The sequence below is a fragment of the Streptomyces sp. NPDC052301 genome, assembly GCF_044593395.1.
Classification (GTDB): Bacteria; Actinomycetota; Actinomycetes; order Streptomycetales; family Streptomycetaceae; genus Streptomyces.
Genome location: NZ_JBIUBE010000004.1, coordinates 418,639 through 443,209 on the forward strand (window position 1 = coordinate 418,639; position 24,571 = coordinate 443,209).

General features: G+C 71.5%; 25 protein-coding genes and 1 pseudogene. 16 read left to right on the forward strand and 10 right to left on the reverse strand.

Features of this window, described 5'->3' with window-relative positions:
* Window positions 1–67 precede the first annotated feature (67 nt).
* From ACIHEJ_RS12890 to ACIHEJ_RS12900, 3 genes are all read right to left on the reverse strand, one after another.
* The gene (locus ACIHEJ_RS12890; RefSeq protein ID WP_400134759.1) at window positions 68–880 is read right to left on the reverse strand and encodes a DsbA family protein; all 813 of its coding nucleotides are present in this window, start codon (window positions 878–880) and stop codon (window positions 68–70) included.
* 80 nt (window positions 881–960) lie between these two features.
* The gene (locus ACIHEJ_RS12895; RefSeq protein WP_400134761.1) at window positions 961–1,650 is read right to left on the reverse strand and encodes a hypothetical protein; all 690 of its coding nucleotides are present in this window, start codon (window positions 1,648–1,650) and stop codon (window positions 961–963) included.
* A 67-nt stretch (window positions 1,651–1,717) separates the two neighbouring features.
* Window positions 1,718–3,043 (reverse strand): DUF2252 domain-containing protein, encoded by a 1,326-nt coding sequence (locus ACIHEJ_RS12900; protein ID WP_400134763.1) that lies wholly within the window; start codon window positions 3,041–3,043, stop codon window positions 1,718–1,720.
* A gap of 170 nt (window positions 3,044–3,213) precedes the next feature.
* Between ACIHEJ_RS12900 and dnaE the strand changes: the two genes are divergently transcribed.
* Complete coding sequence (dnaE, locus tag ACIHEJ_RS12905; RefSeq protein WP_400134765.1) at window positions 3,214–6,753, forward strand: DNA polymerase III subunit alpha; 3,540 nt, start codon at window positions 3,214–3,216, stop codon at window positions 6,751–6,753.
* 91 nt (window positions 6,754–6,844) lie between these two features.
* Here the strand turns inward: dnaE and ACIHEJ_RS12910 are convergent, their stop codons facing one another.
* Window positions 6,845–7,018, reverse strand: coding sequence for a hypothetical protein (locus ACIHEJ_RS12910; RefSeq protein WP_400134767.1), 174 nt, complete (start codon window positions 7,016–7,018; stop codon window positions 6,845–6,847).
* A gap of 225 nt (window positions 7,019–7,243) precedes the next feature.
* Here ACIHEJ_RS12910 and ACIHEJ_RS12915 point away from each other — a divergent pair, with 225 nt between their 5' ends.
* From ACIHEJ_RS12915 to ACIHEJ_RS12930, 4 genes are all read left to right on the forward strand, one after another.
* A complete protein-coding gene (locus tag ACIHEJ_RS12915) occupies window positions 7,244–8,458 on the forward strand; it encodes an NYN domain-containing protein (protein ID WP_400134769.1) in 1,215 nt (404 codons plus the stop codon).
* A 73-nt stretch (window positions 8,459–8,531) separates the two neighbouring features.
* On the forward strand, window positions 8,532–9,545 hold the full coding sequence (locus ACIHEJ_RS12920; RefSeq protein WP_400134771.1) for an ABC transporter ATP-binding protein: 1,014 nt from the start codon (window positions 8,532–8,534) through the stop codon (window positions 9,543–9,545).
* A gap of 76 nt (window positions 9,546–9,621) precedes the next feature.
* Complete coding sequence (locus ACIHEJ_RS12925) at window positions 9,622–10,443, forward strand: ABC transporter permease (RefSeq protein ID WP_400134773.1); 822 nt, start codon at window positions 9,622–9,624, stop codon at window positions 10,441–10,443.
* 34 nt (window positions 10,444–10,477) lie between these two features.
* Window positions 10,478–11,119 (forward strand): AAA family ATPase, encoded by a 642-nt coding sequence (locus ACIHEJ_RS12930; RefSeq protein WP_400134776.1) that lies wholly within the window; start codon window positions 10,478–10,480, stop codon window positions 11,117–11,119.
* A gap of 82 nt (window positions 11,120–11,201) precedes the next feature.
* On the opposite strand, the gene ybaK is transcribed toward ACIHEJ_RS12930, so the two are convergent.
* The 4 genes from ybaK to ACIHEJ_RS12950 form a co-directional block, all read right to left on the reverse strand.
* On the reverse strand, window positions 11,202–11,705 hold the full coding sequence (ybaK, locus tag ACIHEJ_RS12935; RefSeq protein ID WP_400134778.1) for a Cys-tRNA(Pro) deacylase: 504 nt from the start codon (window positions 11,703–11,705) through the stop codon (window positions 11,202–11,204).
* Between the two features lie 16 nt (window positions 11,706–11,721).
* Window positions 11,722–12,462 carry an LON peptidase substrate-binding domain-containing protein gene (locus ACIHEJ_RS12940; RefSeq protein ID WP_400134780.1) on the reverse strand — a complete coding sequence of 247 codons (741 nt, stop codon included), beginning with the start codon at window positions 12,460–12,462 and terminating at the stop codon, window positions 11,722–11,724.
* 11 nt (window positions 12,463–12,473) lie between these two features.
* On the reverse strand, window positions 12,474–13,559 hold the full coding sequence (locus ACIHEJ_RS12945; protein WP_400134782.1) for a hypothetical protein: 1,086 nt from the start codon (window positions 13,557–13,559) through the stop codon (window positions 12,474–12,476).
* Window positions 13,560–13,695: 136 nt separating this feature from the next.
* The gene (locus ACIHEJ_RS12950) at window positions 13,696–15,273 is read right to left on the reverse strand and encodes an oxidoreductase (protein ID WP_400134784.1); all 1,578 of its coding nucleotides are present in this window, start codon (window positions 15,271–15,273) and stop codon (window positions 13,696–13,698) included.
* A gap of 171 nt (window positions 15,274–15,444) precedes the next feature.
* On the opposite strand from ACIHEJ_RS12950, the gene hisD reads away from it, so the two are divergent.
* The 9 genes and pseudogenes from hisD to ACIHEJ_RS12995 form a co-directional block, all read left to right on the forward strand.
* Window positions 15,445–16,770 (forward strand): histidinol dehydrogenase, encoded by a 1,326-nt coding sequence (gene hisD / locus ACIHEJ_RS12955; RefSeq protein WP_400134786.1) that lies wholly within the window; start codon window positions 15,445–15,447, stop codon window positions 16,768–16,770.
* Window positions 16,767–17,873 (forward strand): histidinol-phosphate transaminase, encoded by a 1,107-nt coding sequence (locus ACIHEJ_RS12960; protein WP_400134787.1) that lies wholly within the window; start codon window positions 16,767–16,769, stop codon window positions 17,871–17,873. The genes hisD and ACIHEJ_RS12960 overlap by 4 nt, the downstream gene beginning before the upstream one ends.
* Window positions 17,870–18,463, forward strand: coding sequence for an imidazoleglycerol-phosphate dehydratase HisB (gene hisB, locus ACIHEJ_RS12965; protein WP_055710051.1), 594 nt, complete (start codon window positions 17,870–17,872; stop codon window positions 18,461–18,463). The genes ACIHEJ_RS12960 and hisB overlap by 4 nt, the downstream gene beginning before the upstream one ends.
* Window positions 18,460–18,624 carry a hypothetical protein gene (locus ACIHEJ_RS12970; protein WP_400134789.1) on the forward strand — a complete coding sequence of 55 codons (165 nt, stop codon included), beginning with the start codon at window positions 18,460–18,462 and terminating at the stop codon, window positions 18,622–18,624. Before hisB ends, ACIHEJ_RS12970 begins: the two co-directional genes overlap by 4 nt.
* The gene (gene hisH / locus ACIHEJ_RS12975; protein ID WP_400134792.1) at window positions 18,621–19,265 is read left to right on the forward strand and encodes an imidazole glycerol phosphate synthase subunit HisH; all 645 of its coding nucleotides are present in this window, start codon (window positions 18,621–18,623) and stop codon (window positions 19,263–19,265) included. Before ACIHEJ_RS12970 ends, hisH begins: the two co-directional genes overlap by 4 nt.
* A gap of 3 nt (window positions 19,266–19,268) precedes the next feature.
* Complete coding sequence (gene priA, locus ACIHEJ_RS12980) at window positions 19,269–19,994, forward strand: bifunctional 1-(5-phosphoribosyl)-5-((5-phosphoribosylamino)methylideneamino)imidazole-4-carboxamide isomerase/phosphoribosylanthranilate isomerase PriA (protein WP_400134794.1); 726 nt, start codon at window positions 19,269–19,271, stop codon at window positions 19,992–19,994.
* Window positions 19,991–20,383: a RidA family protein gene (locus tag ACIHEJ_RS12985; protein WP_400134796.1), complete on the forward strand. Its 393-nt coding sequence runs from the start codon at window positions 19,991–19,993 to the stop codon at window positions 20,381–20,383. Before priA ends, ACIHEJ_RS12985 begins: the two co-directional genes overlap by 4 nt.
* Before the next feature lie 6 nt (window positions 20,384–20,389).
* Window positions 20,390–21,145, forward strand: coding sequence for an imidazole glycerol phosphate synthase subunit HisF (hisF, locus tag ACIHEJ_RS12990; RefSeq protein WP_400134798.1), 756 nt, complete (start codon window positions 20,390–20,392; stop codon window positions 21,143–21,145).
* A gap of 76 nt (window positions 21,146–21,221) precedes the next feature.
* Window positions 21,222–21,383 (forward strand): annotated as a pseudogene (locus ACIHEJ_RS12995) (winged helix-turn-helix domain-containing protein); the annotation flags it as partial.
* Window positions 21,384–21,481: 98 nt separating this feature from the next.
* On the opposite strand, the gene ACIHEJ_RS13000 reads toward ACIHEJ_RS12995, so the two are convergent.
* On the reverse strand, window positions 21,482–21,880 hold the full coding sequence (locus ACIHEJ_RS13000) for a VOC family protein (RefSeq protein WP_400134800.1): 399 nt from the start codon (window positions 21,878–21,880) through the stop codon (window positions 21,482–21,484).
* An 11-nt stretch (window positions 21,881–21,891) separates the two neighbouring features.
* On the reverse strand, window positions 21,892–22,527 hold the full coding sequence (locus ACIHEJ_RS13005) for a TIGR03085 family metal-binding protein (RefSeq protein ID WP_400134802.1): 636 nt from the start codon (window positions 22,525–22,527) through the stop codon (window positions 21,892–21,894).
* Between the two features lie 83 nt (window positions 22,528–22,610).
* Between ACIHEJ_RS13005 and hisI the strand changes: the two genes are divergently transcribed.
* Window positions 22,611–23,063, forward strand: coding sequence for a phosphoribosyl-AMP cyclohydrolase (gene hisI / locus ACIHEJ_RS13010; RefSeq protein WP_400134804.1), 453 nt, complete (start codon window positions 22,611–22,613; stop codon window positions 23,061–23,063).
* Window positions 23,064–23,074: 11 nt separating this feature from the next.
* Window positions 23,075–24,553: an anthranilate synthase component I gene (locus tag ACIHEJ_RS13015; RefSeq protein WP_400134807.1), complete on the forward strand. Its 1,479-nt coding sequence runs from the start codon at window positions 23,075–23,077 to the stop codon at window positions 24,551–24,553.
* Window positions 24,554–24,571: the final 18 nt, after the last annotated feature.

The window sequence follows — 24,571 nt, forward strand, 5'->3', positions numbered from 1 at the left end:
GAGCCAGAGCGGGCGAACTCCGAAAGTTCGCCCGCTCTTCACGCCGGGTCCGGCTTATGAGGGGCCGTCAGCCCTTGAGGACCGCGTCGAGGGCCTTGTTGAACTCGGCCGGGTTCGACGGCGCGTTCTTGCCGTCGGCGCCCGTCAGCGTCTTGCCGTCCATCTTCAGGGTCGGGGTGCCCTGGATGCCGTCCTTGTCGAAGATCTTGGACTCCTCCAGCGCCCACCTGTCGTAGGTGCCGTCCTTCACGGCCTTCCGGAACGCCGCGTTGCTCTTCAGCGCGGGGACCGTGTCGGCGATCTTGAGCAGGTAGGCGTCGTCCTTGAACTTGTCGTCGGTCTCGGCGGGGTGCCACTTCGCCGAGTACATCGCCGACTTGTACTCGAGGAACGCCTCCGGGCTGACGTCGAGCGCGGCGCCGAGGGCGCTGAGCGCGTTCTTGGAACCCACGCCGGGCAGGTTCCTGTCGAGGAAGGTGGCGCCGACGTACTGGAGCTTGAAGGTGCCGTTGTCGATGTCCTTCTTCACCGTCGAGCCGACGCTCTGCTCGAACGCGGCGCAGACCGGGCAGCGCGGGTCCTCGTAGATGGTGAGGGTCTTCTTGGCGGTGCTCTTGCCGATGACGACGATCGTGCCGTCCGCCCCGGTGGTGTGGGCCGGCTTGACCAGAGGCTTGGTCTTCGCGGCGTCCCAACCGGTCGGCTTGTTCATCTGGATGACCGCGTAGCTGATGCCGAAGGCGGCGGCCAGGACGGCCGCCGCCGAGGCCGCCACGATGACAGTCCGCTTGGTCTTGTCGCGCTTGGCCTGCCGCTCGCGCTCCTGGCGCAGCCGCTCCCGGGCCGCCGTCTTCGCCGTCTGGCTGTTCCGCTTGCTCATAGGGGTGATCTCCATGGGGGACGCGCACACGTCGTACGCGGAATACGTAAGGGGGACTGGAGGTGCTCAGGCCTCGCCGCTCAGCCGGCGGCGAGAGCGGGCGAGCACGGCGGTCCACGCCGTCCCAGGGAGTGCACGAGAAGCCGGCCGCGGGCTGCGGAGGGGCGCGGCGCCGGGCGCGCCGCCGGGCGCACCGGGGCCGGCGTCACGGCGACCACGGCCGCGGCGAGCAGCAGCGGCCGGAAGGTGGTGGCGGCGACCGCGCGCAGCAGCTGGGTCAGCGCCCGCTCGCCCCGGCGCAGCCAGGCGGCTGCGAGCAGGCCCACGCCGACGTGCCCGGCGAGCAGCAGCCAGGCAGCGGCCGGACTGGCGTGCACGAGGAACGCCTCGGGGCGGCCGGGCGCCCCGGTCACCTGGGCCAGCGGCGTGCCGACCGCGCCGCCCTCGCACAGCACCTTGAAGCCGAAGGCGTGCAGCGGGCCGGCGACCGGGCCGCCCGCGCGGCCGTAGCAGGCGTGCTGGCCCGTGGTGAACACCGTGTCGGCGGCCAGCTCCAGCGGGACGAGCAGGGCGGCGATCCGGCCGAAGCCGCGCTCGCGGCCCGCCAGCGCGTACGCGGTGACGAAGACCCCGGCGGCGACCGCGCTCACGGTCGCCGCCGGCAGCGGGGCCCGGGACAGCAGCACGTGCGACGCGGTGCTGAGCGTCACGACGAAGGCCGTGAACAGCACCGCGCGCACGGTTCTGAGCTGGGTCCCGGATATGTCCATAGCGAAGGGAGAGTCTGTCACGTAGGCGGGTAAGGGACCCCTAAAGGGTCCCTGTGCGGTGCGAAGGTCACAGCCCCGGAATCCGGCCGTTGCGGAACAGGTCGACGAAGATCTGGTGGTCCGCACGCGCGCGTGCGCCGTAGCTGTGCGCGAAGTCCACCAGGAGCGGCGCGAAGCTCTCCTCGTCGGCCGCGAGGGCCGCGTCGATGGCCCGCTCGGTCGAGAACGGCACCAGGGACTCCCCGGAGGTGTCGTCCGCCGCCGCGTGCATGGTGGCGGTGGCCCGGCCCAGGTCGGCGACGACGGCCGCGATCTCCTCCGGGTCGTCGATGTCGCCCCAGTCGAGGTCGACGGCGTACGGCGAGACCTCGGCGACCAGCTGGCCGGATCCGTCCAGCTCGGTCCAGCCCAGCCACGGGTCGGCGTGCGCCTGCAGGGCGCGCTGGGAGATCACCGTGCGGTGGCCCTCGTGCCGGAAGTAGCCGGCGATCGCCGGGTCCGTGATGTGCCGGGAGACGGCCGGGGTCTGGGCCTGCTTGATGTAGATCACGACGTCGTTCTCCAGGGCGTCGCTGTGACCCTCCAGGAGGATGTTGTACGACGGCAGGCCCGCCGAGCCGATGCCGATGCCCCGGCGGCCGACGACGTCCTTCACCCGGTAGGAGTCCGGGCGGGCCAGGGACGAGTCCGGCAGCGTCTCCAGGTAGCCGTCGAAGGCCGCCAGCACCTTGTAGCGGGTCGCCGCGTCCAGCTCGATGGAGCCGCCGCCCGGCGCGAAGCGGCGCTCGAAGTCGCGGATCTCGGTCATCGACTCCAGCAGCTCGAACCGGGTCAGCGAGCGGGCGGCCCGCAGGGCGCCCAGCAGCGGGCCCTCGGCGGTGTCCAGGGTGAAGGGCGGCACCTCGTCGCTCTTGGCGCCCGTGGCCAGCGCGTGGATGCGCTCGCGGTAGGCCGCCGCGTAGACCGTCACCAGCTCGCTGATCTGCTCGTCGCTGAGCGCCTTCGCGTACCCGATGAGCGCGACGGAGGCCGAGAAGCGCTTGAGGTCCCAGGTGAAGGGGCCGACGTAGGCCTCGTCGAAGTCGTTGACGTTGAAGACCAGCCGGCCGTTGGAGTCCATGTACGTGCCGAAGTTCTCCGCGTGCAGGTCGCCGTGGATCCACACCCGCGAGGTGCGCTCGTCCAGGAAAGGGCCACCGCGCTTCTCCGCGTCGAGGTCGTGGTAGAAGAGGCACGCCGTACCCCGGTAGAACGCGAAGGCCGAGGCAGCCATCTTGCGGAACTTGACCCGGAAGGCGGCCGGGTCGGCGGCCAGGAGCCGGCCGAAGGCGGTGTCGAAGACGGCGAGGATCTCCTCGCCGCGCTGCTCGTCGTTGAGCTGGGGGACCGGCATCGCGGGGTGCCTCCTGGTGCTTTTCCTGTACGACAGCGTTTCTGCCGTACCCAACGCACGAAGGTACGTGGGAGTGCCCGTCGGGTGTCAGTCCCGAGGCATAGACTTCGACGCTGACCCCAGAACTGTCCGCCGCCCCGTCGCCCAGTGTTTCCGTTGGAGGCCATACCGTGTCAAAGCCGCCCTTCACGCACCTGCACGTCCACACCCAGTACTCGCTGCTGGACGGTGCCGCGCGGCTCAAGGACATGTTCAACGCGTGCAACGAGATGGGCATGACGCACATCGCCATGTCCGACCACGGCAACCTCCACGGGGCGTACGACTTCTTCCACTCCGCGAAGAAGGCCGGGGTCACCCCGATCATCGGGATCGAGGCGTACGTCGCCCCCGAGTCCCGGCGCAACAAGCGCAAGATCCTCTGGGGCCAGCCGCACCAGAAGCGGGACGACATCTCCGGTTCGGGTGGTTACACCCACAAGACGATGTGGGCCGTGAACAGGACCGGCCTGCACAACCTCTTCCGGCTCTCCTCGGACGCCTACGCCGAGGGCTGGCTGCAGAAGTGGCCCCGGATGGACAAGGAGACCATCGCCCAGTGGTCCGAGGGCATCGTCGCCTCCACAGGCTGCCCCTCCGGCGAGGTGCAGACCCGGCTGCGCCTCGGCCACTTCGACGAGGCCCTCAAGGCCGCCGCCGACTACCAGGACATCTTCGGCAAGGACCGGTACTTCCTGGAGCTGATGGACCACGGCATCGAGATCGAGCGCCGGGTCCGCGACGGCCTGCTGGAGATCGGCAAGAAGCTCGGCATCCCCCCGCTGGTCACCAACGACTCGCACTACACGTACGCGCACGAGGCGGGGGCGCACGACGCCCTGCTGTGCATCCAGACCGGCAAGAACCTCTCCGACCCGGACCGCTTCAAGTTCGACGGCACCGGCTACTACCTGAAGTCCACGGACGAGATGTACGCCATCGACTCCTCGGACGCCTGGCAGGAGGGCTGCGCCAACACGCTCCTCGTCGCCGAGATGGTCGACACCACCGGCATGTTCGAGAAGCGCGACCTCATGCCCAAGTTCGACATCCCCGAGGGCTACACCGAGGTCACCTGGTTCAAGGAGGAGGTGCGCCGCGGCATGGAGCGCCGCTTCCCCGGCGGCATCCCCGAGGACCGCCAGAAGCAGGCCGACTACGAGATGGACGTCATCATCTCGATGGGCTTCCCCGGCTACTTCCTCGTGGTCGCCGACTTCATCATGTGGGCCAAGAACAACGGCATCGCCGTCGGCCCCGGCCGAGGCTCCGCGGCCGGTTCGATCGTCGCCTACGCCATGGGCATCACCGACCTCGACCCGATCCCGCACGGTCTGATCTTCGAGCGGTTCCTCAACCCCGAGCGCATCTCGATGCCCGATGTCGACATCGACTTCGACGAGCGCAGGCGCGTCGAGGTGATCCGCTACGTGACCGAGAAGTACGGCGCCGACAAGGTCGCCATGATCGGCACGTACGGCACCATCAAGGCCAAGAACGCGATCAAGGACTCCGCGCGCGTGCTGGGCTATCCGTACGCGATGGGCGACCGCATCACCAAGGCCATGCCCGCCGACGTCCTCGGCAAGGGCATCCCGCTGTCCGGGATCACCGACCCGCAGCACCCGCGCTACAGCGAGGCCGGCGAGGTCCGCGGGATGTACGAGAACGAGCCGGACGTGAAGAAGGTCATCGACACCGCGCGCGGCGTGGAGGGCCTGGTGAGGCAGATGGGCGTGCACGCCGCCGGCGTGATCATGTCCAGCGAGACCATCACCGAGCACGTCCCGGTCTGGGTCAGGCACACCGACGGCGTGACCATCACCCAGTGGGACTACCCGAGCTGTGAGTCGCTCGGCCTGCTGAAGATGGACTTCCTGGGCCTGCGCAACCTCACGATCATGGACGACGCCGTCAAGATGGTGAAGGCCAACAAGGGGGTCGACATCGACCTCCTGAGCCTCCCGCTCGACGACCCCAAGACCTTCGAGCTGCTCCAGCGCGGCGACACCCTCGGCGTCTTCCAGTTCGACGGCGGCCCCATGCGCTCGCTGCTGCGGCTGATGAAGCCCGACAACTTCGAAGACATCTCCGCCGTGTCGGCCCTGTACCGCCCGGGCCCGATGGGCATGAACTCCCACACGAACTACGCGCTGCGCAAGAACAAGCAGCAGGAGATCACGCCGATCCACAAGGAGCTGGAGGAGCCTCTCGAAGAGGTCCTGGCCGTCACCTACGGCCTGATCGTCTACCAGGAGCAGGTGCAGAAGGCCGCCCAGATCATCGCCGGGTACTCGCTCGGCGAGGCCGACATCCTCCGCCGTGTGATGGGCAAGAAGAAGCCCGACGAGCTGGCGAAGAACTTCACCATCTTCCAGGCCGGCGCCCGCAAGAACGGCTACAGCGACGAAGCCATCCAGGCGCTCTGGGACGTGCTGGTCCCGTTCGCCGGCTACGCCTTCAACAAGGCCCACTCCGCCGCGTACGGCCTGGTCTCGTACTGGACGGCGTACCTCAAGGCGAACTACCCCGCCGAGTACATGGCCGCGTTGCTGACCTCCGTGAAGGACGACAAGGACAAGTCGGCGATCTACCTCAACGAGTGCCGCCGCATGGGCATCAAGGTGCTTCCGCCGAACGTCAACGAGTCGGTGCACAACTTCGCCGCCCAGGGCGACGACGTGATCCTCTTCGGCCTCGAAGCCGTGCGCAACGTCGGCACCAACGTGGTCGAGTCGATCATCAAGAGCCGCAAGGCGAAGGGCAAGTACGCCTCCTTCCCCGACTACCTCGACAAGGTCGACGCGGTCGCGTGCAACAAGCGCACCACCGAGTCGCTGATCAAGGCCGGCGCCTTCGACACCATGGGCCACACCCGCAAGGGGCTCACGGCGCAGTACGAGCCGATGATCGACAACGTGGTCGCGGTCAAGCGCAAGGAGGCCGAGGGACAGTTCGACCTGTTCGGCGGCATGGGCGAGGAGACCAGCAGCGAGCCGGGCTTCGGGCTCGACGTGCAGTTCACCGACGAGGAGTGGGACAAGACCTATCTGCTCGCCCAGGAGCGGGAGATGCTCGGTCTGTACGTCTCCGACCACCCGCTCTTCGGCCTGGAGCACGTGCTGTCCGACAAGGCCGACGCGGGTATCGCCCAGCTGACCGGCGGTGAGCACGCGGACGGCGCGGTCGTCACCATCGGCGGCATCATCTCGGGCCTGCAGCGCAAGATGACCAAGCAGGGCAACGCCTGGGCGATCGCCACCGTCGAGGACCTCGCGGGTTCCATCGAGTGCATGTTCTTCCCGGCGACCTACCAGCTGGTGTCGACCCAACTCGTCGAGGACGCGGTGGTGTTCGTCAAGGGCCGGCTCGACAAGCGCGAGGACGTGCCCCGGCTCGTCGCCATGGAGCTGATGGTCCCGGACCTGTCCAACGCGGGCACCAACGCGCCCGTGGTCCTCACCATCCCGGCCACCAGGGTCACTCCGCCCATGGTCAGCCGGCTCGGCGAGATCCTCAGCCACCACAAGGGCGACAGCGAGGTCCGGATCAAGCTCCAGGGCCCGCGCAAGACCACCGTGCTGCGCCTGGACCGGCACCGGGTCAAGCCCGACCCGGCGCTCTTCGGCGATCTGAAGGTGCTGCTCGGCCCGTCCTGCCTGGCCGGCTGAACCGCCCATGCGCGAAGGGGCGCACCCGTGACGGGTGCGCCCCTCCTGCGTGCCTGGGCTTCACATGCCCTTGACGGGCTTCACATGCCCTTTAGTTGTGGCCGAAGCTCTTCTGCTTCTTACGAGCAACATCCGAGGGGTTGCCCGGAGCGTGCATCGAAGCCTCGTGCTCCTCCGACGGACGCGGGGCGCGCTCGTGTGCCTGCTCGGCCTGCGGAGCGCGGTTCTGCGGGCCACCCTGCTTGCGGTTCTTGTTCTTGGCCATGGTGATCTGCCTCCTGTGGGGGATCTAGGGGCCAGGGCCGCGACCAGATTCACATATGCTGACACCAGGCGCATGTCGGACAATTACCGTGTGTGACAGGGGTGGTGGGCGAGCGGGATCCGCAAACGCCACGCCGAAGATCGAGTTCGGGCCGTTAACCCCCGCGTGGTCGGGCAGACTCGAAGGAAGTCCGAAGCAAAGCCTCCCGGGAAGAGGGTGAGTCGCGTGGACCGCTGCATCGTCCTGGTGGACGCCGGGTATCTGCTGGGCGCCGCCGCCAGCCTCCTCGCCGGCGAGCCCTCGCGGTCCCGGATCACCGTCGATCACACCGCGCTGATCCAGGCGCTGCGCGACCGTGCGGAGTCGGAGACCGAGTGTCCCCTGCTGCGCATCTACTGGTTCGACGGCGCGCCCGACCGCGTCCCCCAGCCGGAGCATCGCCGGCTGCGCGTGATGCCCCGGGTCACCGTCCGGCTCGGCGCCCTCACCCGCAGCGACGGGCGCTGGGCACAGAAGGGCGTGGACGCCGCCATGCACGCCGAGCTGACCGAGCTGGCCCGCAACCGCGCCTGCTCCGACATCGTCCTGGTCACCGGCGACGGCGATCTGCTGCCCGGCATGATGGCCGCCAAGGAGCACGGCGTCGCCGTCCACCTGTGGGCCGTCCAGGCCGCCGACGGCGACTACAACCAGTCCGAGGACCTGGTCGCCGAGGCCGACGAGCGGCGTGTCCTCGACCGCGCCTGGATCACCCAGGCCGTCCGCGTCAAGGAGCTGACCGGCGTCTGCGCGCCGCCGCCCGCGCCGCGCCCCGAGATCGCCGCGATCCTCTCCGCGCCGCTGCCCGAGTCCTCGCTCGGCTCGGCGGCGGAGCAGCCCGCAGAACCCGTCGCGCCGACGGCCGGCGCGACCGGGAACGGCGCCCAGGAGCGGGCCCCCGCCCCCAAGGGCGTCCCCACCCCCAAGGACCTCGCCGCGCTGCGCGCCCCCGGCACCCAGTCCGCCCAGCACCCCGCCACCGCGACCCTGCGCTGGTCGTCCGACAAGGGCTGGGTGGACCGGCCGGGCGTGGTCACCGAGCCGCCCGACGTCGCCTCCATGCCGACGCTGGCCCAGCTCACGACGGCCGAGCAGCGGTGGGCCGACCGCGAGGAGGACATCACCACCGTCGGCGGCGACCCGTACGAGGTCGGACAGGTCTTCGCCCGCCGCTGGATGTCCCGGCTCGGCGACCAGAACAATCTGCAGAAGCTGTCCCAGATGTACCCGCGCATCCCGCACCGGATCGACGGGGAGCTGCTGCGGTACGCGGCCCGGTTCGGACTGCTGGCCCACAAGGACGACCAGATCGACGAGCACGACCGTTACGCCATCCGGGCGGGCTTCTGGCGGGAAGTCGATGTTCCGGCCGCCGCCGAGCACGCCGGTACCGGAGAGTGATCCCTCACCGGTCTCCGTACAGAAGTGGCCCCAAAGGCGAGTAAAGGCCCCCGACCCCGTACCCTCGTCCCTTGTGAGTACGCGCGCGGCACAGGCACTTCGGCATGACGCGGTCGTACGCGTGCGCGGGCTCGGCAAGACCTACCCGGCCGTCAAGAGCAGGCGCGGGGCACCCGGCACCCCCGAGGTTCGGGCCACCGACGCGGTCGAGCTGGACGTGCGCCGCGGCGAGATCTTCGGGCTGCTCGGACCGAACGGTGCCGGCAAGTCCACCCTCGTACGGCAGCTGACCGGGCTGCTGCGGCCGGACGCGGGCAGCGTCGAGATCCTCGGCCACGACATCGTCAGGCACCCCGAGCGGGCCGCCCGGCTCCTCGCGTACCTGGGTCAGGAGTCCTCCGCCCTGGACGAGCTGACCGTCTCCCTGGCCGCCGAGACCACCGGACGCCTGCGCGGCCTGGACGTGCCGCGGGCGCGGGCCGAGCGGGACGCCGTGCTGGAGGAGCTGGGCCTCACCCCGATCGCCGGGCGGGCGCTGAAGAAGCTGTCCGGCGGGCAGCGCAGGCTCGCCTGCCTCGCCGCCGCGCTCGTCGGCGAGCGCCCGCTGCTCGTGCTGGACGAACCGACCACCGGCATGGACCCGGTGGCCCGGCGCGCGGTGTGGGCCGCCGTGGACCGGCGGCGGGCCGAGCGCGGTACGACCGTGCTGCTGGTCACCCACAACGTCATCGAGGCCGAGACCGTGCTGGACCGGGTCGCCGTCCTCGACCGGGGCCGGGTCATCGCCTGCGACTCCCCGGCCGGACTGAAGGAACAGGTCGCCGGCGAGGTGCGGGTGGAGCTGGTCTGGCGGGAGCGGGCGCCGCTGGAGGTGCCCGAGGTCGCCGGCTTGCGCGAGCGCGCCGTGGAGTCCGGCCGGCGCTGGACGCTGCGGCTCGCCCCCGAGGAGGCCCGCGCCGCCGTCGCCACGGTGACCGGCGGGGCCGCCTTCGCCGCCCTGGACGACTTCACGCTCGCCACGCCCAGCCTGGAGGACGTCTACCTGGCGCTCGGCGGGGCGGCCCGGCAGGGGCTGGTGAAGGCGTGAACGCGGTGGCCGGGCGATGCGTAGGGGTCTGTACGCCGGTCCACACGCCTGCCGTAGGGAAGAGGAGCAGCTCGACGTGAGTGTCGTACCCGCGGAGGTCCTGTCGGGCGGAGCCCCGGCCGTGCCGGAGCCGGCACGGGGCGCGGCCGAACTCGGACCGCCCGCGCGGCTGTGGCCGTCGCTGACGGCCGTGTACCGGGCGCAGCTGTCCCGGGCCCGGGTGGCCCGCATCCCGCTGCTGTTCGTGGCCACCTTCCAGTCCGTAGGCATCGCCGTGATGATGCGCGGTGTCGTCGACAGCGGCTCCGAGGCCCAGTCGGTGGTGGCGGGCTCCTCGGTGCTCGTCGTGGCGTACGTGGCGCTGAATCTGCTCTCGCAGTACTTCGGGCAGCTGCGGGCCAGCGGCGGGCTCGACCACTACGCCACGCTGCCGGTGCCGCCGGCCGCGGTGGTGCTGGGCGCGGCGGCGGCGTACGCCTCGTTCACCGTGCCGGGAACCCTGGTGACCGCCGTCTTCGGGTGCGTGCTGTTCGGGCTGCCGCTGTCCAACCTGTGGGTCCTGCTGGCCGTCATCCCGCTCGCCGGGGCCGCGCTCTCCGGGCTCGGCGCCGCCTGCGGCCTGCTCGCGCCTCGGCAGGAACTGGCCACGCTGCTCGGGCAGCTGGGCATGTCGGCGGCGCTGCTGCTCGGCGTGCTGCCGGCCGACCGGATGCCGGAGATCGTCCGGCTGGCCCGGGACCTGCTGCCGTCGACCTACGGCGTGGAGGCGTACGCCGGGACGTTCGGGGCACACCCGGACTGGGCCGTCGTTCTCGTTGACCTGGGGGTGTGTGCCGGTGTCGGAGTCGTCTCACTGGCCGTGGCGACCTGGGCGTACCGCAGGGCCGCCGTCCGGTGACGCGGCGCACGGCGCGACCTGGCACGATGGCAGGGTGACCGCACCGCTGACGCCACCGACGCCACCGCACAACGACTCCTCGCACCAGGTCTGGCAGGCTCCGCCGCCCGCCGAGGGGCCGGCCGGGGGTGCAGACGAACAGGACGGCCCCGGGATGAAGACCGAAGTGCGGGAGGCCGCTGTGATCACGGTGGCCGTGGCGCTGGGCGGGGTGCTGCTGGGGCTGCTGTGGTGGTGGCTGGCACCGCATGTGCCGCTGGTCGGCGACGAGGTCGACAAGAGCTGGGTCGTCTATCTGAAGGACAGCGAGGGAGAACAGGCCATCGGGGTGGACGGAACGTTCACTCTGCTGGCGCTGGCCTTCGGTCTCGTCAGCGCGGTCGCCGTCTTCCTGCTGCGTCGGCGCGGGGGCGTGCCGCTGGTGGTGGCGCTCGGCGTCGGCGGGCTGCTCGGGTCCCTGCTGGCGTGGCGGCTCGGGGTGTGGCTCGGACCGGAGTCCGACGTGCTGGCGCACGCGAAGGCCGTGGGCAAGGGCGTCACCTTCTCGGCGCCGCTGAAGCTCTCGGCGCGAGGCGCTCTGCTGGCCTGGCCGCTCGCCGCATTGCTGGTGCATCTGGGGCTGACCGCGCTGTTCGGGCCCCGGGATCCCGAGACGGCGTATCCGCAGCAGCCGTAGCGCCCACGCGGAGCGGCCGACCGGGAGGCGGTGAGCAGCGGGGCGGCTGGGAAACGGGGCGGCCGGGAGACAGGCCGCCGTCTCAGCCCCTGCCGATCGGCGCCAGCACCGCCCCCGTCAGCTTCGCCAGGTCCACCGGCGCCAGCTCCACCTCCAGCCCCCGTCGCCCCGCCGAGACGCAGATCGTCGCGTGGCCCCCGGCCGAGTCGTCCAGGACCGTCGGGAGCCTCTTGCGCTGGCCGAGCGGGGAGATGCCGCCCCGGACGTAGCCGGTGGTGCGCTCGGCGAGGGCCGGGTCGGCCATGGCCGCCCGCTTGCCGCCGACCGCCGCCGCCAGCGCCTTCAGGTCCAGCGAGCCCGCCACCGGGACCACGCCGACCACCAGGGAGCCGTCGACGTCGGCCACCAGGGTCTTGAAGACGCGGTCGGGGGATACGCCCATCGCCTGGGCAGCCTCCTCGCCGTAGGAGGGGTGGTTCGGGTCGTGGTCGTAGGAGTGGACGGTGAAGTCCACGCCCGCCGCGGTCAGGGCCACCGTCGCGGGCGTGCCCCCGGACTGCTGCTGCTTCTTCGGCTTCTTCGCCATCAGGGGTGTGGGTTCCTCAGTTCAGACTCGTCGGCGTCCGCGTCAGCTCGAACGCGGGCAACGACGGCAGACTACGGATGATGGCCGTCTCGGAGCGAAGCAGTTTCAGCTCGTCCCGCAGGCGGGAGGCGGTGTCGGGAGCCTGCAGCAGACGCTGCTTGGTGGGTGTGTCGTGCACCATCGCCGCGGCCACCAGGTACGACACCACGCTCGGGTCGTCCGGCAGCTCCGCGCCCGTGGACAGCGAGCGCTCGCGGGCGCCCGCGAGGCGCTTCTGGTACTGACGGAAGGACCGCAGCACCCCCTCGGCCAGCGCGCCGGCCTCGTCGCCGGGCTCCTCCGACAGCTCCTCCAGCTCCGCCGTCAGAAAAGGGCCCGAGGCGTCGACCGACACCAGGCGGACCCGGGTCGTGCCCGTCGCCAGCACCTCGAACGTGCCGTCGGCGCGCTCGCGGATCGTCGCCGCGTCCGCCACACAGGCCACCCCGTGGAAGGCCTTGACGGGATCCGGGCCGAAGCCGGCGGCCGGGCCCCGCTCGGGCTGTGCCGTGGGATCGGGCATGCCCGGGGCGCTCGGCGCGACCTCGTGGCCGTCGCGGATGGCGACGACGGCGAACCGGCGCGGCTCGTCCTCCGGGGTCTTCAGCAGCTCGCGCATCATGGCGCGATACCGCTCCTCGAAGACGTTCAGCGGCAGCACGAGCCCCGGGAACAGCACCGTGTTCAGCGGGAAGAGCGGGAGGCGGGCGGTGGTCACGACGCCCCAGCCTAGTGGTCGCCGGCGCGGACGTGTCCGCGGTGCTCGCCGAGAGGGCCCGCGGGGGCCGGGGCCAGCCCCGCCGGGAGGGGCCGCGGGCCCGCCGCCAGCAGGTGCTCGCGCAGGCCGAGGAAGTGGCCGAGCGGATCGTCCGAGAACCGGTCCCAGGGGAAGGACGTGGCGTACGGGCCGATCAGGCGCAGCTGGGTGCGGGCCTCCTCCCAGCGGTCCAACCGCATGAGGACGTAGAGCAGCTTGTTGCGCACCTCGGCGGGCCAGGCGTCCGCGGCCGGGAAGCGCGCGGACAGGGCGATCGCCCGGTCGGCCGCCGCGTGCAGCCGCTCGCGGGGCATCTCGGGGCCGCAGCCGTCGGTCAGATAGCCGAAGGCCGCCCGGGCCGGCAGCGCCTGGACGAGCGAGTCGGCGGGCGCGTCCTGCGCGGCCCGCTCGGCGAAGTCGAAGCACTCGCGGTGCGAGCCGTCCGAGGTGTGCGGGGTGTCCCCCCACACGACACAGCAGAAGGCGGCCAGATAGCGCAGGGCGGCCACATGGCAGCCGTAGTGGTGCGGGGCGCGGCGGACGGCCGCCTCCCACAGCTCCCCGAAGTACCGGTGCCCGGCCCGGGAGCCGCGCGCGTGGTCGAGCGCGATCCGCCAGGGCACCGGGTCGCGGTCGTCGGCGCGGGCGGCGGCGGTGACGAGCGGGCTCGCCTCGCGCAGCAACTCGGTGCGGCCCGGCGACGGCCAGGCGCGGTCCACCGCCAGCTGCGCCCCGACCAGCAGGGCGCCGGGATCCTCCGGCGCGGCGGCACGCCACGCCTCGAACCACTCGGGGCGGGAGCGGGCGAAGCCGGCCAGGCGCCGCACGTACCGGTCGTGGTTCTCCCACGCGGCGGCGGCGCGCGTGGCGGCCAGCAGACCGGCCGCGGTGGCGTACTCGCCCCGGCCGGCCGCGACCAGCGCCGGGGAGAGACGGTCGTCGGGCGCGTCGAGCACGACCTCGTCCCCGGCCGGCGGCCGGCCGGCGAGGCGTGCGGAGCGTCTGGTCATCCGAGTGGGGCGGATGAACGAGGGCAGCAGAGCCATGGTGTCGACCATTGAAAGTCCGCAGGTCGGGAGTGCGCCAGAGGGTTCGGGCAAGTCATGGAAAGTTGTACGGCCGACGGTCAAGGACCAGTAAAGGCATGGGTGCGGCCTTTGTGGCCGATGGGGTGATCGGGGCACGCTTCGGCGGTCAGTTCCGCCGCAGCAGGCGCGTCGCCCCCGCCGCCACGGTCGTCGCCAGGATCCAGCCCAGCAGGACCATGGCCGCCGCCAGCCACTGCCAGCCGCCGCGCAGCTGCCACTCGCCCACCTGGCCGAGGTCGATCACCGGCAGCAGCAGGTCCAGGGTGAACAGGGCCGGACTCCAGTACGGATGCCCGTCGTGGTTCATCGGCGGATGGTCGGCGTGCGCGAACGCGAGCGTGCCCGCCGCCCACAGCACCGCCATCCACACCGCGGCCCGCCCCGGCCGGTAGCCGTAGGCCACGGTCCAGTCCTGCACGAACCCCCAGACCTTGGCGGCCGGCGGCAGCGTCTCGCGGCGCCGGCGCTGCTTGGCCAGCAGCGCCTCGCGCGCGTCCTCGTCCTCCCCGGCCGAGCGCAGCACGGCCGCCAGCCGCTCGTACGGCTCAGGGGCGTACTCGGCGGTGGCCGCCGCCACCCAGTCCAGGCGCCGGGTGAGCGGGAAGGGACCCTGCGGGACCAGGTTCTCGTAGGCGAACCCGGCCATGTGCAGCCGGCCGGCGTCCGGCCAACTGGTCGCCCGGTCCACCAGGTTGACGATCCGCGCGCCGGACAGCACCACCCGGCCGCGCTGCGGCTTGTCGCCGAGGAAGCGCAGCTCGGGCGTCTGCACCCGGCGCAGCGACAGCTCCTGGTCGTCGGTGAGGTCGTACCGGGCCCGCTCCAGGTCCACGGCGTCGCCGAACCGCCCGTCGTCCAGCCGTACCCCGCCCCGGCACTCGAAGCGCTGGATGCGGGTGCCGCGCGCCGGCGTGGTGCCGCTCAGCAACGGGCTGCCGACGCCCGCCGGGGTCAGGTACAGGGTGCGGTTGACGGTCAGCTGGGGGGCGTTCAGGGCGTACCGGGAGTAGGGGTTGGCGAGCCGCGCGCCGCGCAGACTGAGCGAGACCCCGATCTGCGCGCCGCGCAGACTCAGCTCGCCGTGCGACTCCAGCAACTCCGCCTGGAGGTCCTGGCCGACGGTCATGCCGTCCGCCGCGATGGACCGCCCGCTGCGGTCGCGGTACACGATCGCCTGGTTGAGCAGCAGATCGGTGCCGATGTGCGCGTCGGTCAGCCGGACGCCGTTCTGGATGCGGCAGCGCGGCAGATGCAGGTCGCCCTCGGTGTTCACCCGGGCCGCCTCCAGACGGGGGAGCGCGCAGTCCACCAGGCGCACGGTGGTGAACCGGGCCTCCGGCAGCCGCACCTCGTCGTCGAAGCGGCAGCCGCGCAGCTCGACGTACGGCGTCACCGTGCCGCCCGCGAGGTCCAGCGTCCCGGTGATCCGGACGCCGGTGAGCTTCAGCGCGGACACCCGGCCGGCGAGCGCGGGCGGGCCGTCCAGCAGCAGCCAGCACACGATGCGGGCCCGCACGGCCCGCTCGGGACCCCAGGGGTGCCCGCCGTGCGGATCGTCCACCGCGGCGTCCCCGCTGCTCAGGTCGTACACGCTGCCGTTGCGGAAGGCCTGCCACATGCCCGCCTCGGCCGCGGTCAGGTCGTCCGGCAGGTCCCCTGCGAGGATGCCGGTCACCTCGGTCACCGCTGTTCCTTCTCCCTACGCTGTCCAGGACGTTCGTACGGCCGTTCATGCCCGCTGAGTGACTGCTGGAACACTAGAGGTGAACGCGATCTTCCGGGTTCCGGCCACGTTCTGTATCAGCCATTGATACGCGCGGACGGCTCCCGTGAGAGGTCTGAGAGAATTGGGACTGTGATTTCCCGAATCGATCTGCGCGGCGACGCCCTTCCCGAGGGCCCCGCCCTGCGCGACCTGCTGCCCCGAGCCGACTTCGACGTCTCGGCCGCCCTGGAGAAGGTGCGTCCGATCTGCGAGGCCGTGCATCATCGTGGCGACGCGGCGCTGATCGACTTCGCGGAGAAGTTCGACGGAGTACGGCTGGAATCCGTCCGTGTGCCGGCCCAGGCGCTCGCCGACGCGCTGGACGCCCTCGACCCGGCCGTGCGCGCCGCGCTGGAGGAGTCCATCCGCCGCGCCCGCCTGGTCCACCGCGAGCAGCGTCGCGGCACGCACACCACCCAGGTGGTGCCCGGCGGCTCGGTGACCGAGAAGTGGGTGCCGGTCGAGCGCGTCGGGCTGTACGCCCCGGGCGGCCGGTCCGTCTACCCCTCGTCCGTGATCATGAACGCGGTGCCGGCGCAGGAGGCCGGGGTCGAGTCGATCGCGCTCGCCTCCCCGCCGCAGGCCGAGTTCGGCGGGCTCCCGCACCCGACGATCCTCGCCGCCTGCGCGCTGCTCGGCGTCGACGAGGTCTACGCGGCCGGTGGTGCCACCGCCGTCGCGATGTTCGCCTACGGCACCGAGTCCTGCCCGCCCGCCAACATGGTCACCGGCCCCGGCAACATCTGGGTCGCCGCCGCCAAGCGCTTCTTCACCGGCCGGATCGGCATCGACGCCGAGGCCGGCCCGACCGAGATCGCGATCCTCGCGGACTCCACCGCCGACCCGGTGCACGTGGCCTCGGACCTGATCAGTCAGGCCGAGCACGACCCGCTCGCGGCGGCCGTCCTGGTCACCGACTCCGTCGAGCTGGCGGAGGCGGTGGAGAAGGAGCTGGAGCCGCAGGTCACGGCCACCAAGCACATCGAGGACCGGATCGTGCCCGCCCTCAGGGGCCGGCAGTCCGCGATCGTGCTGGTCGACGGTGTCGAGGAGGGCCTGCGGGTCGTCGACGCCTACGGCGCCGAGCACCTGGAGATCCAGACCGCCGACGCGGCGGCCGTGGCGGACCGGGTGAAGAACGCGGGCGCGATCTTCATCGGCCCCTGGGCCCCCGTCTCGCTCGGCGACTACGCGGCCGGGTCCAACCACGTCCTGCCCACCGGCGGCTGCGCCTGCCACTCCTCGGGCCTGTCCGTGCAGTCCTTCCTGCGCGGGATCCACATCGTCGACTACACGAAGGACGCGCTGGCCGAGGTCGCGCACCACGTGGTGACGCTGGCGGAGGCGGAGGACCTGCCCGCGCACGGCGCGGCGATCAAGGCACGTTTCGGGTGGAAGGTTCCGACGAGCAAGTGACCGGCATCGACGATCTCCCCGTACGGGACGAGCTGCGCGGCAAGTCCCCTTACGGCGCGCCCCAGTTGGACGTGCCCGTGCGGCTGAACACGAACGAGAACCCCTACCCGCTGCCCGAGCCGCTGGTCGAGCGGATCACGGAGCGGGTGCGGGAGGCCGCCCGTGACCTGAACCGCTACCCCGACCGGGACGCGGTCCAGCTGCGCACCGAGCTGGCCAAGTACCTGACGAGGACCGGCAAGTACCCGCTCGGCATCGAGAACGTGTGGGCGGCGAACGGCTCCAACGAGGTCATCCAGCAGCTGCTGCAGACCTTCGGCGGACCGGGCCGTACCGCGATCGGCTTCGAGCCGTCGTACTCGATGCACGCGCTCATCGCGCGCGGCACCGGCACGGGCTGGATCTCCGGGCCGCGCACCGAGGACTTCACGATCGACCTCGCCGCCGCCGGGCGGGCGATCGCGGAGCACAGGCCGGACGTCGTCTTCATCACCACCCCCAACAACCCCACGGGCAACGCGGTCCCGCCCGAGACGGTCCTCGCGCTGTACGAGGCCGCGCAGGCGGCCAGGCCGTCGATGGTCGTCGTGGACGAGGCCTATGTCGAGTTCAGCCACGGCGAGTCGCTGCTGCCGCTGCTGGCGGGCCGCCCGCGCCTGGTGATCTCCCGCACCATGTCGAAGGCGTTCGGCGCGGCGGGCCTGCGTCTCGGCTACCTCGCCGCCGACCCGGCGGTCGTGGACGCCGTCCAGCTCGTCCGGCTGCCGTACCACCTGTCGGCGATCACCCAGGCGACCGCCCTGGCCGCCCTGGAGCACACGGACACGCTGCTGGGCTACGTCGAGCAGCTGAAGTCGGAGCGCGACCGGCTGGTCGCCGAGCTGCGCGCGATCGGCTACGAGGTCACGGAGTCCGACGCGAACTTCGTGCAGTTCGGCCGGTTCGCGGACGCCCACACCGCGTGGCAGAGGATCCTCGACCGGGGCGTCCTGGTCCGGGACAACGGCGTACCGGGGTGGCTGCGGGTGTCCGCCGGTACCCCGGAGGAGAACGACGCGTTCCTGGACGCGGTACGTGAAGTGAAGAAGGAGCTTGAGGCATGAGCCGCGTTGGACGCATAGAGCGCACCACGAAGGAGACCTCGGTGCTGGTCGAGATCGATCTCGACGGCACCGGACGGACCGACATCGCCACCGGCGTCGGCTTCTACGACCACATGCTCGACCAGCTCGGCCGGCACGGCCTGTTCGACCTGACCGTGAAGACCGACGGCGACCTGCACATCGACTCCCACCACACCATCGAGGACACCGCCCTCGCGCTCGGCGCCGCCTTCAAGCAGGCGCTCGGCGACAAGGTGGGCATCTACCGCTTCGGCAACTGCACGGTCCCGCTGGACGAGTCCCTCGCCCAGGTCACCGTCGACCTCTCCGGCCGCCCCTACCTCGTGCACACCGAGCCCGAGAACATGGCGCCGATGATCGGCGAGTACGACACGACGATGACCCGGCACATCCTGGAGTCCTTCGTCGCCCAGGCGCAGATCGCGCTGCACGTGCACGTGCCGTACGGGCGCAACGCGCACCACATCGTGGAGTGCCAGTTCAAGGCGCTGGCCCGGGCGCTCCGTTACGCCTCCGAGCGCGACCCGCGCGCGGCCGGCATTCTTCCCTCCACGAAGGGCGCCCTGTGAACAGCCTGTCCACCCTGCTGATCGTCGTCGGTCTGTTCCTGGTCGGCGGCATCATCTCCTTCGTCAAGCAGAAGATGCCCACGAGCCTCGTCGTGCTGCTCTCGATCGGCGCGGGCCTGTGCCTCGTCGCGGGTGTCATGCGGCTGGAGGTGTGGAATTGAGCGCTGCTGCGAAGAAGGTCGTCGTCTTCGACTACGGCTTCGGCAACGTCCGCTCCGCCGAACGTGCCCTCGCGCGCGTGGGTGCCGAGGTCGAGATCACGCGCGACTTCGACAAGGCCATGAACGCCGACGGCCTGCTCGTGCCGGGCGTCGGCGCCTTCGCCGCCTGCATGCAGGGCCTGCGTGACGCCCGGGGTGACTGGGTCGTCGACCGCCGGCTGTCCGGCGGGCGCCCGGTCATGGGCATCTGCGTGGGCATGCAGATCCTGTTCGCGCGCGGCATCGAGCACGGCGTGGAGGCCGAGGGGCTGGACGAGTGGCCCGGCACGGTGGCGCCGCTGCAGGCCGACGTCGTACCCCACATGGGCTGGAACACCGTCGAGGCCCCCGCCGACTCGGAGCTGTTCGCCGGCCTCGACGCCGACGCCCGCTTCTACTTCGTGCACTCCTACGCCGTCCACGACTGGACCCTGGAGAGCCACAACCCATTGATCGCCGCCCCCAAGGTGACCTGGTCGACGCACGGCAAGCCCTTCGTGGCCGCCGTGGAGAACGGCGCCCTGTGGGCCACCCAGTTCCACCCCGAGAAGTCCGGCGACGCCGGCGCCCAGCTCCTCACCAACTGGATCGGAAGCCTGTAGACCATGGCCAAGCTCGAACTCCTCCCCGCCGTCGACGTCCGCGACGGCCAGGCCGTACGCCTCGTGCACGGCGAGTCCGGGACCGAGACGTCCTACGGCTCCCCGCTGGAGGCGGCCCTCGCCTGGCAGCGTTCCGGCGCCGAGTGGCTGCACCTGGTCGACCTCGACGCCGCCTTCGGCACGGGCGACAACCGGGAGCTGATCGCCGAGGTCGCCAAGGCCATGGACATCAAGGTGGAGCTGTCCGGCGGCATCCGCGACGACGACACCCTCGCCGCCGCCCTCGCCACCGGCTGCACCCGGGTCAACCTCGGCACGGCCGCCCTGGAGACCCCCGAGTGGGTCGCCAAGGTCATCGCCGAGCACGGTGACAAGATCGCCGTCGGCCTGGACGTGCGCGGCACCACCCTGCGCGGCCGCGGCTGGACCCGCGACGGCGGCGACCTCTACGAGACGCTGGCGCGCCTCGACAAGGAGGGCTGCGCCCGTTACGTCGTCACCGACATCGCCAAGGACGGCACCCTGCAGGGTCCGAACCTGGAGCTGCTGCGGAACGTGTGCGCGGCCACCGACCGCCCGGTCGTGGCCTCCGGCGGCGTGTCGTCCCTGGACGACCTCCGTGCCATCGCCGAGCTGGTACCCCTCGGTGTCGAGGGCTCCATCGTCGGGAAGGCCCTGTACGCGAAGGCGTTCACCCTGGAAGAGGCCTTGGAGGCTGTGTCGTCATGAGCGATGCCGTGCGGCGCGTGCAGAGCGGAAGTCCCTGGGAAGAGAGTTTCGGTTTCGCGCGCGCCGTCGCGGCGGGCGACCGTGTGCTGGTGGCGGGGACGACGTCCTTCCGGGGCGATGTGCTCTACGGCGAGGGCGACCCGTACGAACAGGCCAAGGTGGCCTTCACCAGCGCCGTCGAGGCGATCGGCGAGTTCGGGCTCGGCATCGGGTCCGTGATCGTCACGCGGATGTACCTGACCCATGTGCGGGACGTGGACGCCGTGGGCCGGGCCCACAAGGAGATCTTCGACTCCGTGCGCCCGGTCTCGACCCTCCTGGTGGTGGAGGGATTCGTCGATCCGCGCATCCTGGTCGAAGTGGAACTCGAAGCATTCAGAGGAGCCTGAGCAGTCATGACCCTGGCGGTCCGAGTCATCCCCTGCCTGGACGTGGACAACGGCCGGGTCGTCAAGGGCGTCAACTTCCAGAACCTGCGCGACGCGGGTGACCCCGTCGAGATGGCGAAGGTGTACGACGCCGAGGGCGCGGACGAGCTGACGTTCCTGGACATCACCGCGTCCTCGGGCAACCGGGAGACGACGTACGACGTGGTGCGCCGCACCGCCGAGCAGGTGTTCATCCCGCTGACCGTCGGCGGTGGCGTCCGTACGGCCGAGGACGTGGACAAGCTGCTGCGGGCGGGCGCCGACAAGGTGGGCGTGAACACCGCCGCGATCGCCCGTCCCGAGCTGATCCGTGAGATCGCCGAGCGGTTCGGCCGGCAGGTGCTGGTGCTGTCGGTGGACGCGCGCCGCACCGAGTCGGGCTCCTTCGAGGTGACCACGCACGGCGGCCGGCACGGCACCGGCATCGACGCCGTGGAGTGGGCGCACCGGGCGGCCGAGCTGGGGGCGGGTGAGATCCTGCTGAACTCCATGGACGCGGACGGCACCAAGGACGGCTACGACCTGGAGATGATCGCCGCCGTCCGCAAGCACGTGACGGTCCCGGTGATCGCCTCGGGCGGCGCGGGCAAGCTGCACGACTTCCCCCCGGCGATCGCCGCCGGCGCGGACGCGGTCCTGGCCGCCTCGGTCTTCCACTTCGGCGACCTGCGCATCGGCGAGGTGAAGCAGACCCTGCGCGAGGCGGGCCACCCGGTGCGCTGACGCACGTGACGAGATGCGAAAGGAAAGTTGCGCAAAATCTGTTGTGCAATTTTTCTTTCGCATCTGGGTTCGGGGCATGGCTCGCGACGAGGAGCGCCGGATCACGGACGTGGGCACCCTGAAGGCGCTCGCGCATCCCCTGCGCATGAAGCTCTACCGGCTGCTGTTCGTCGCCGAGGCGGCCACCGCCTCCCAGCTCGCCGAACAGGTCGACGAGGCGGTCTCCCTGGTCAGCTACGAGGCTGATCAGGCCGGCGGCCGTCTGCGGCCTGGGCGGGGTCGTCGCCCTCGCCGTACCGGCCCGGCGCCGCGCGGAACTCCCCGGCTGACCACGCCTCACTCCTTCGGCTGGACCAGCTGCACGAGATTGCCGACCGTGTCGTCGAACACCGCCGCCAGGACGGGGCCCTGTTCCCGCGGTTCGTGCGTGAAGCGGACGCCGAGGCCGGTCAGGCGCTCGTACTCCGCCGGGAGGTCGTCCACCGAGAAGACGATGCACGGGATGCCCGCCTCGTACAGCGCCCGGCGGTACGGCTCCGCGATGGGCCCCTGGCCGGGCTCCAGCAGGAGCTGGAGGTCCGGCTGCGCGCCGTCGGGCGCGCCCACCGTGACGAACAGCGTGTCGTCGCCCAGGTCCATGTGCAGGCGAGTCTCGAAGCCGAGGACGTCCGTGTAGAAGGCGTGGGCGCGCGCCACGTCGTCCACGTACACCCCGGTCATGGCGACCTTGATCACGAGCGCCCCTCTCAGATGCCCAGTTGCCTGGACTCGTGCAGCGTGGCGATCGCGTCCGTCTCGCCGTCCACCTCCACCTCGGCCGCGTCCTGTCGGCCGAAGGCGAACATCAGCAGCTCGGACGGCTCACCCGTCACCGTCACCACCGGAGCGCCCCGGTGCGCCACCGCCGTCTGACCGTCCGGGCGGCGCAGCACCAGACCCGTCGGCACACCCCGGCCCACCAGCCGCGCGGTGCGCTCCAGCCGGGACCACAGCGCGTCCTGGAAGACGGGGTCCAGCTCCCGCGAGGTCCAGTCCGGCTGGGCGCGGCGGACGTCCTCCGTGTGGATGTAGAACTCCACGACGTTGGCGGCCTCGTCGATCTGCTTGAGCTGGAAGGGCGAGAAGCGCGGGGGGCCGGTACGGATCAGCTGGATCAGCTCCTCGTACGGCTTCGCGGTGTACTCGGCCATCACCTTCTCGAGGCGCGGCGCGAGGGGTTTGAGCAGCGCGCCCCCGGCGGCGTCCGGCCGGCGCTCGCGCACCACCACGTGCGCGGCCAGGTCCCGGGTCCGCCAGCCCTCGCAGAGGGTCTCGGCGTCCGGACCCACGGTTTCCAAGAGGTCGGCGAGCAGGAGCCGTTCACGCTTGGCGAAGGTCGACATGGGGTCAGCCTACGACCAGCCGCCCAGTCCGCGCAGTGGACACGGCACCGGCGCCGTCGGTCCCGCGCGGCACAATGGCACCCATGACCAGGACGACCGGTACTCCCGCCCGCCACCCGAGCACCGCCCCTGATCGAGGCGCTTCGCACCACAGCGTTCCCCCCAGCAGCCTCGACCCGGAGATCGCCGCGCGCCTCAGGCGCAGCGCAGACGGCCTCGTGCCCGCCATCGCCCAGCAGTTCGACACCGGCGAGGTACTCATGCTCGGCTGGATGGACGACGAGGCGCTGCACCGCACGCTGACCACCGGCCGCTGCACCTACTGGTCGCGCAGCCGCCAGGAGTACTGGGTCAAGGGCGACACCTCGGGCCACTTCCAGTGGGTGAAGTCCGTCGCGCTCGACTGCGACGCCGACACCGTCCTGGTCAAGGTCGACCAGGTGGGCGCCGCCTGCCACACCGGCGCGCGCACCTGCTTCGACGAGGACGTGCTCCTCGAGGACGCCGATTCCGCCGCTCCGGCCTCCGATCAGTAAGGTCTGCCGCCATGGACCTCGAGACCTTCCGCAAGCTGGCCACCGACCGGCGCGTCATCCCGGTCACGCGCAAGCTCCTCGCCGACGGCGACACCCCGGTCGCGCTCTACCGCAAGCTCGCCGCCGAGCGCCCCGGCACCTTCCTGCTGGAGTCCGCGGAGAACGGCCGCTCCTGGTCCCGTTACTCCTTCGTCGGCGTCCGCAGCGCCGCCACGCTCACCGCGCGGGACGGGCAGGCCCACTGGCTCGGCACCCCGCCGGTCGGCGTCCCGGCCGACGGCGACCCCCTGAAGGCCCTGCGCGCCACCATCCAGGCCCTGCACACCCCCCACCAGGAGGGTCTGCCGCCCTTCACCGGCGGCATGGTCGGCTACCTCGGCTACGACATCGTCCGCCGTCTGGAGAAGATCGGCCCCGGCGAGCGCGACGACCTGCGGCTGCCCGAGCTGACCATGCTCCTGACCAGCGACCTCGCCGTGATGGACCACTGGGAGGGCTCGGTCCTGCTGATCGCCAACGCGATCAACCACAACGACCTCGACACGGGCGTGGACGAGGCCTACGCGGACGCCGTGGCCCGCCTCGACGCCATGGAGGCCGACCTCACGCGCGCGGTGGCCCAGCCCCCGGCCGTGCTGCCGCCCTCCGAGCTGCCCGAGTACACCGCGCTGTGGGGCGGCCCGGACTTCCGGGGGGCCGTCGAGGACATCAAGGAGCGCATCCGCGCGGGCGAGGCCTTCCAGGTCGTACCCTCCCAGCGCTTCGAGACGCCGTGCACGGCGAGCGCGCTCGACGTCTACCGGGTCCTCAGGGCGACCAACCCGTCCCCGTACATGTACCTGTTCCGCTTCGACGGCTTCGACGTCGTCGGCTCCTCCCCGGAAGCCCTGGTGAAGGTCGAGGACGGCCGGGCCATGGTGCACCCCATCGCCGGCACCCGGCACCGCGGCGCCACCCCGCAGGAGGACCAGGCGCTCGCCGACGAACTGCTCGCCGACCCCAAGGAGCGCGCCGAGCACCTGATGCTGGTCGACCTCGGGCGCAACGACCTGGGCCGGGTCTGCGAACCCGGCTCGGTCGAGGTGGTCGACTTCATGTCCATCGAGCGCTACTCGCACGTGATGCACATCGTCTCCACGGTCACCGGCAAGGTGGCCGAGGGCCGCACGGCCTTCGACGTGCTCACGGCGTGCTTCCCGGCGGGCACGCTCTCCGGCGCCCCCAAGCCGCGCGCGATGCAGATCATCGACGAACTGGAGCCGTCCCGCCGCGGCCTGTACGGCGGTTGCGTCGGCTATCTGGACTTCGCGGGCGACTCCGACACCGCCATCGCCATCCGTACGGCCCTGCTGCGGGACGGCACGGCCTACGTCCAGGCGGGCGCCGGCATCGTCGCCGACTCCGACCCGGTGGCGGAGGACCAGGAGTGCCGCAACAAGGCGGCGGCGGTCCTGCGGGCGGTGCACACGGCCAACCGACTGGGCGGATAGGGCGCTTCCCGGCCTGTG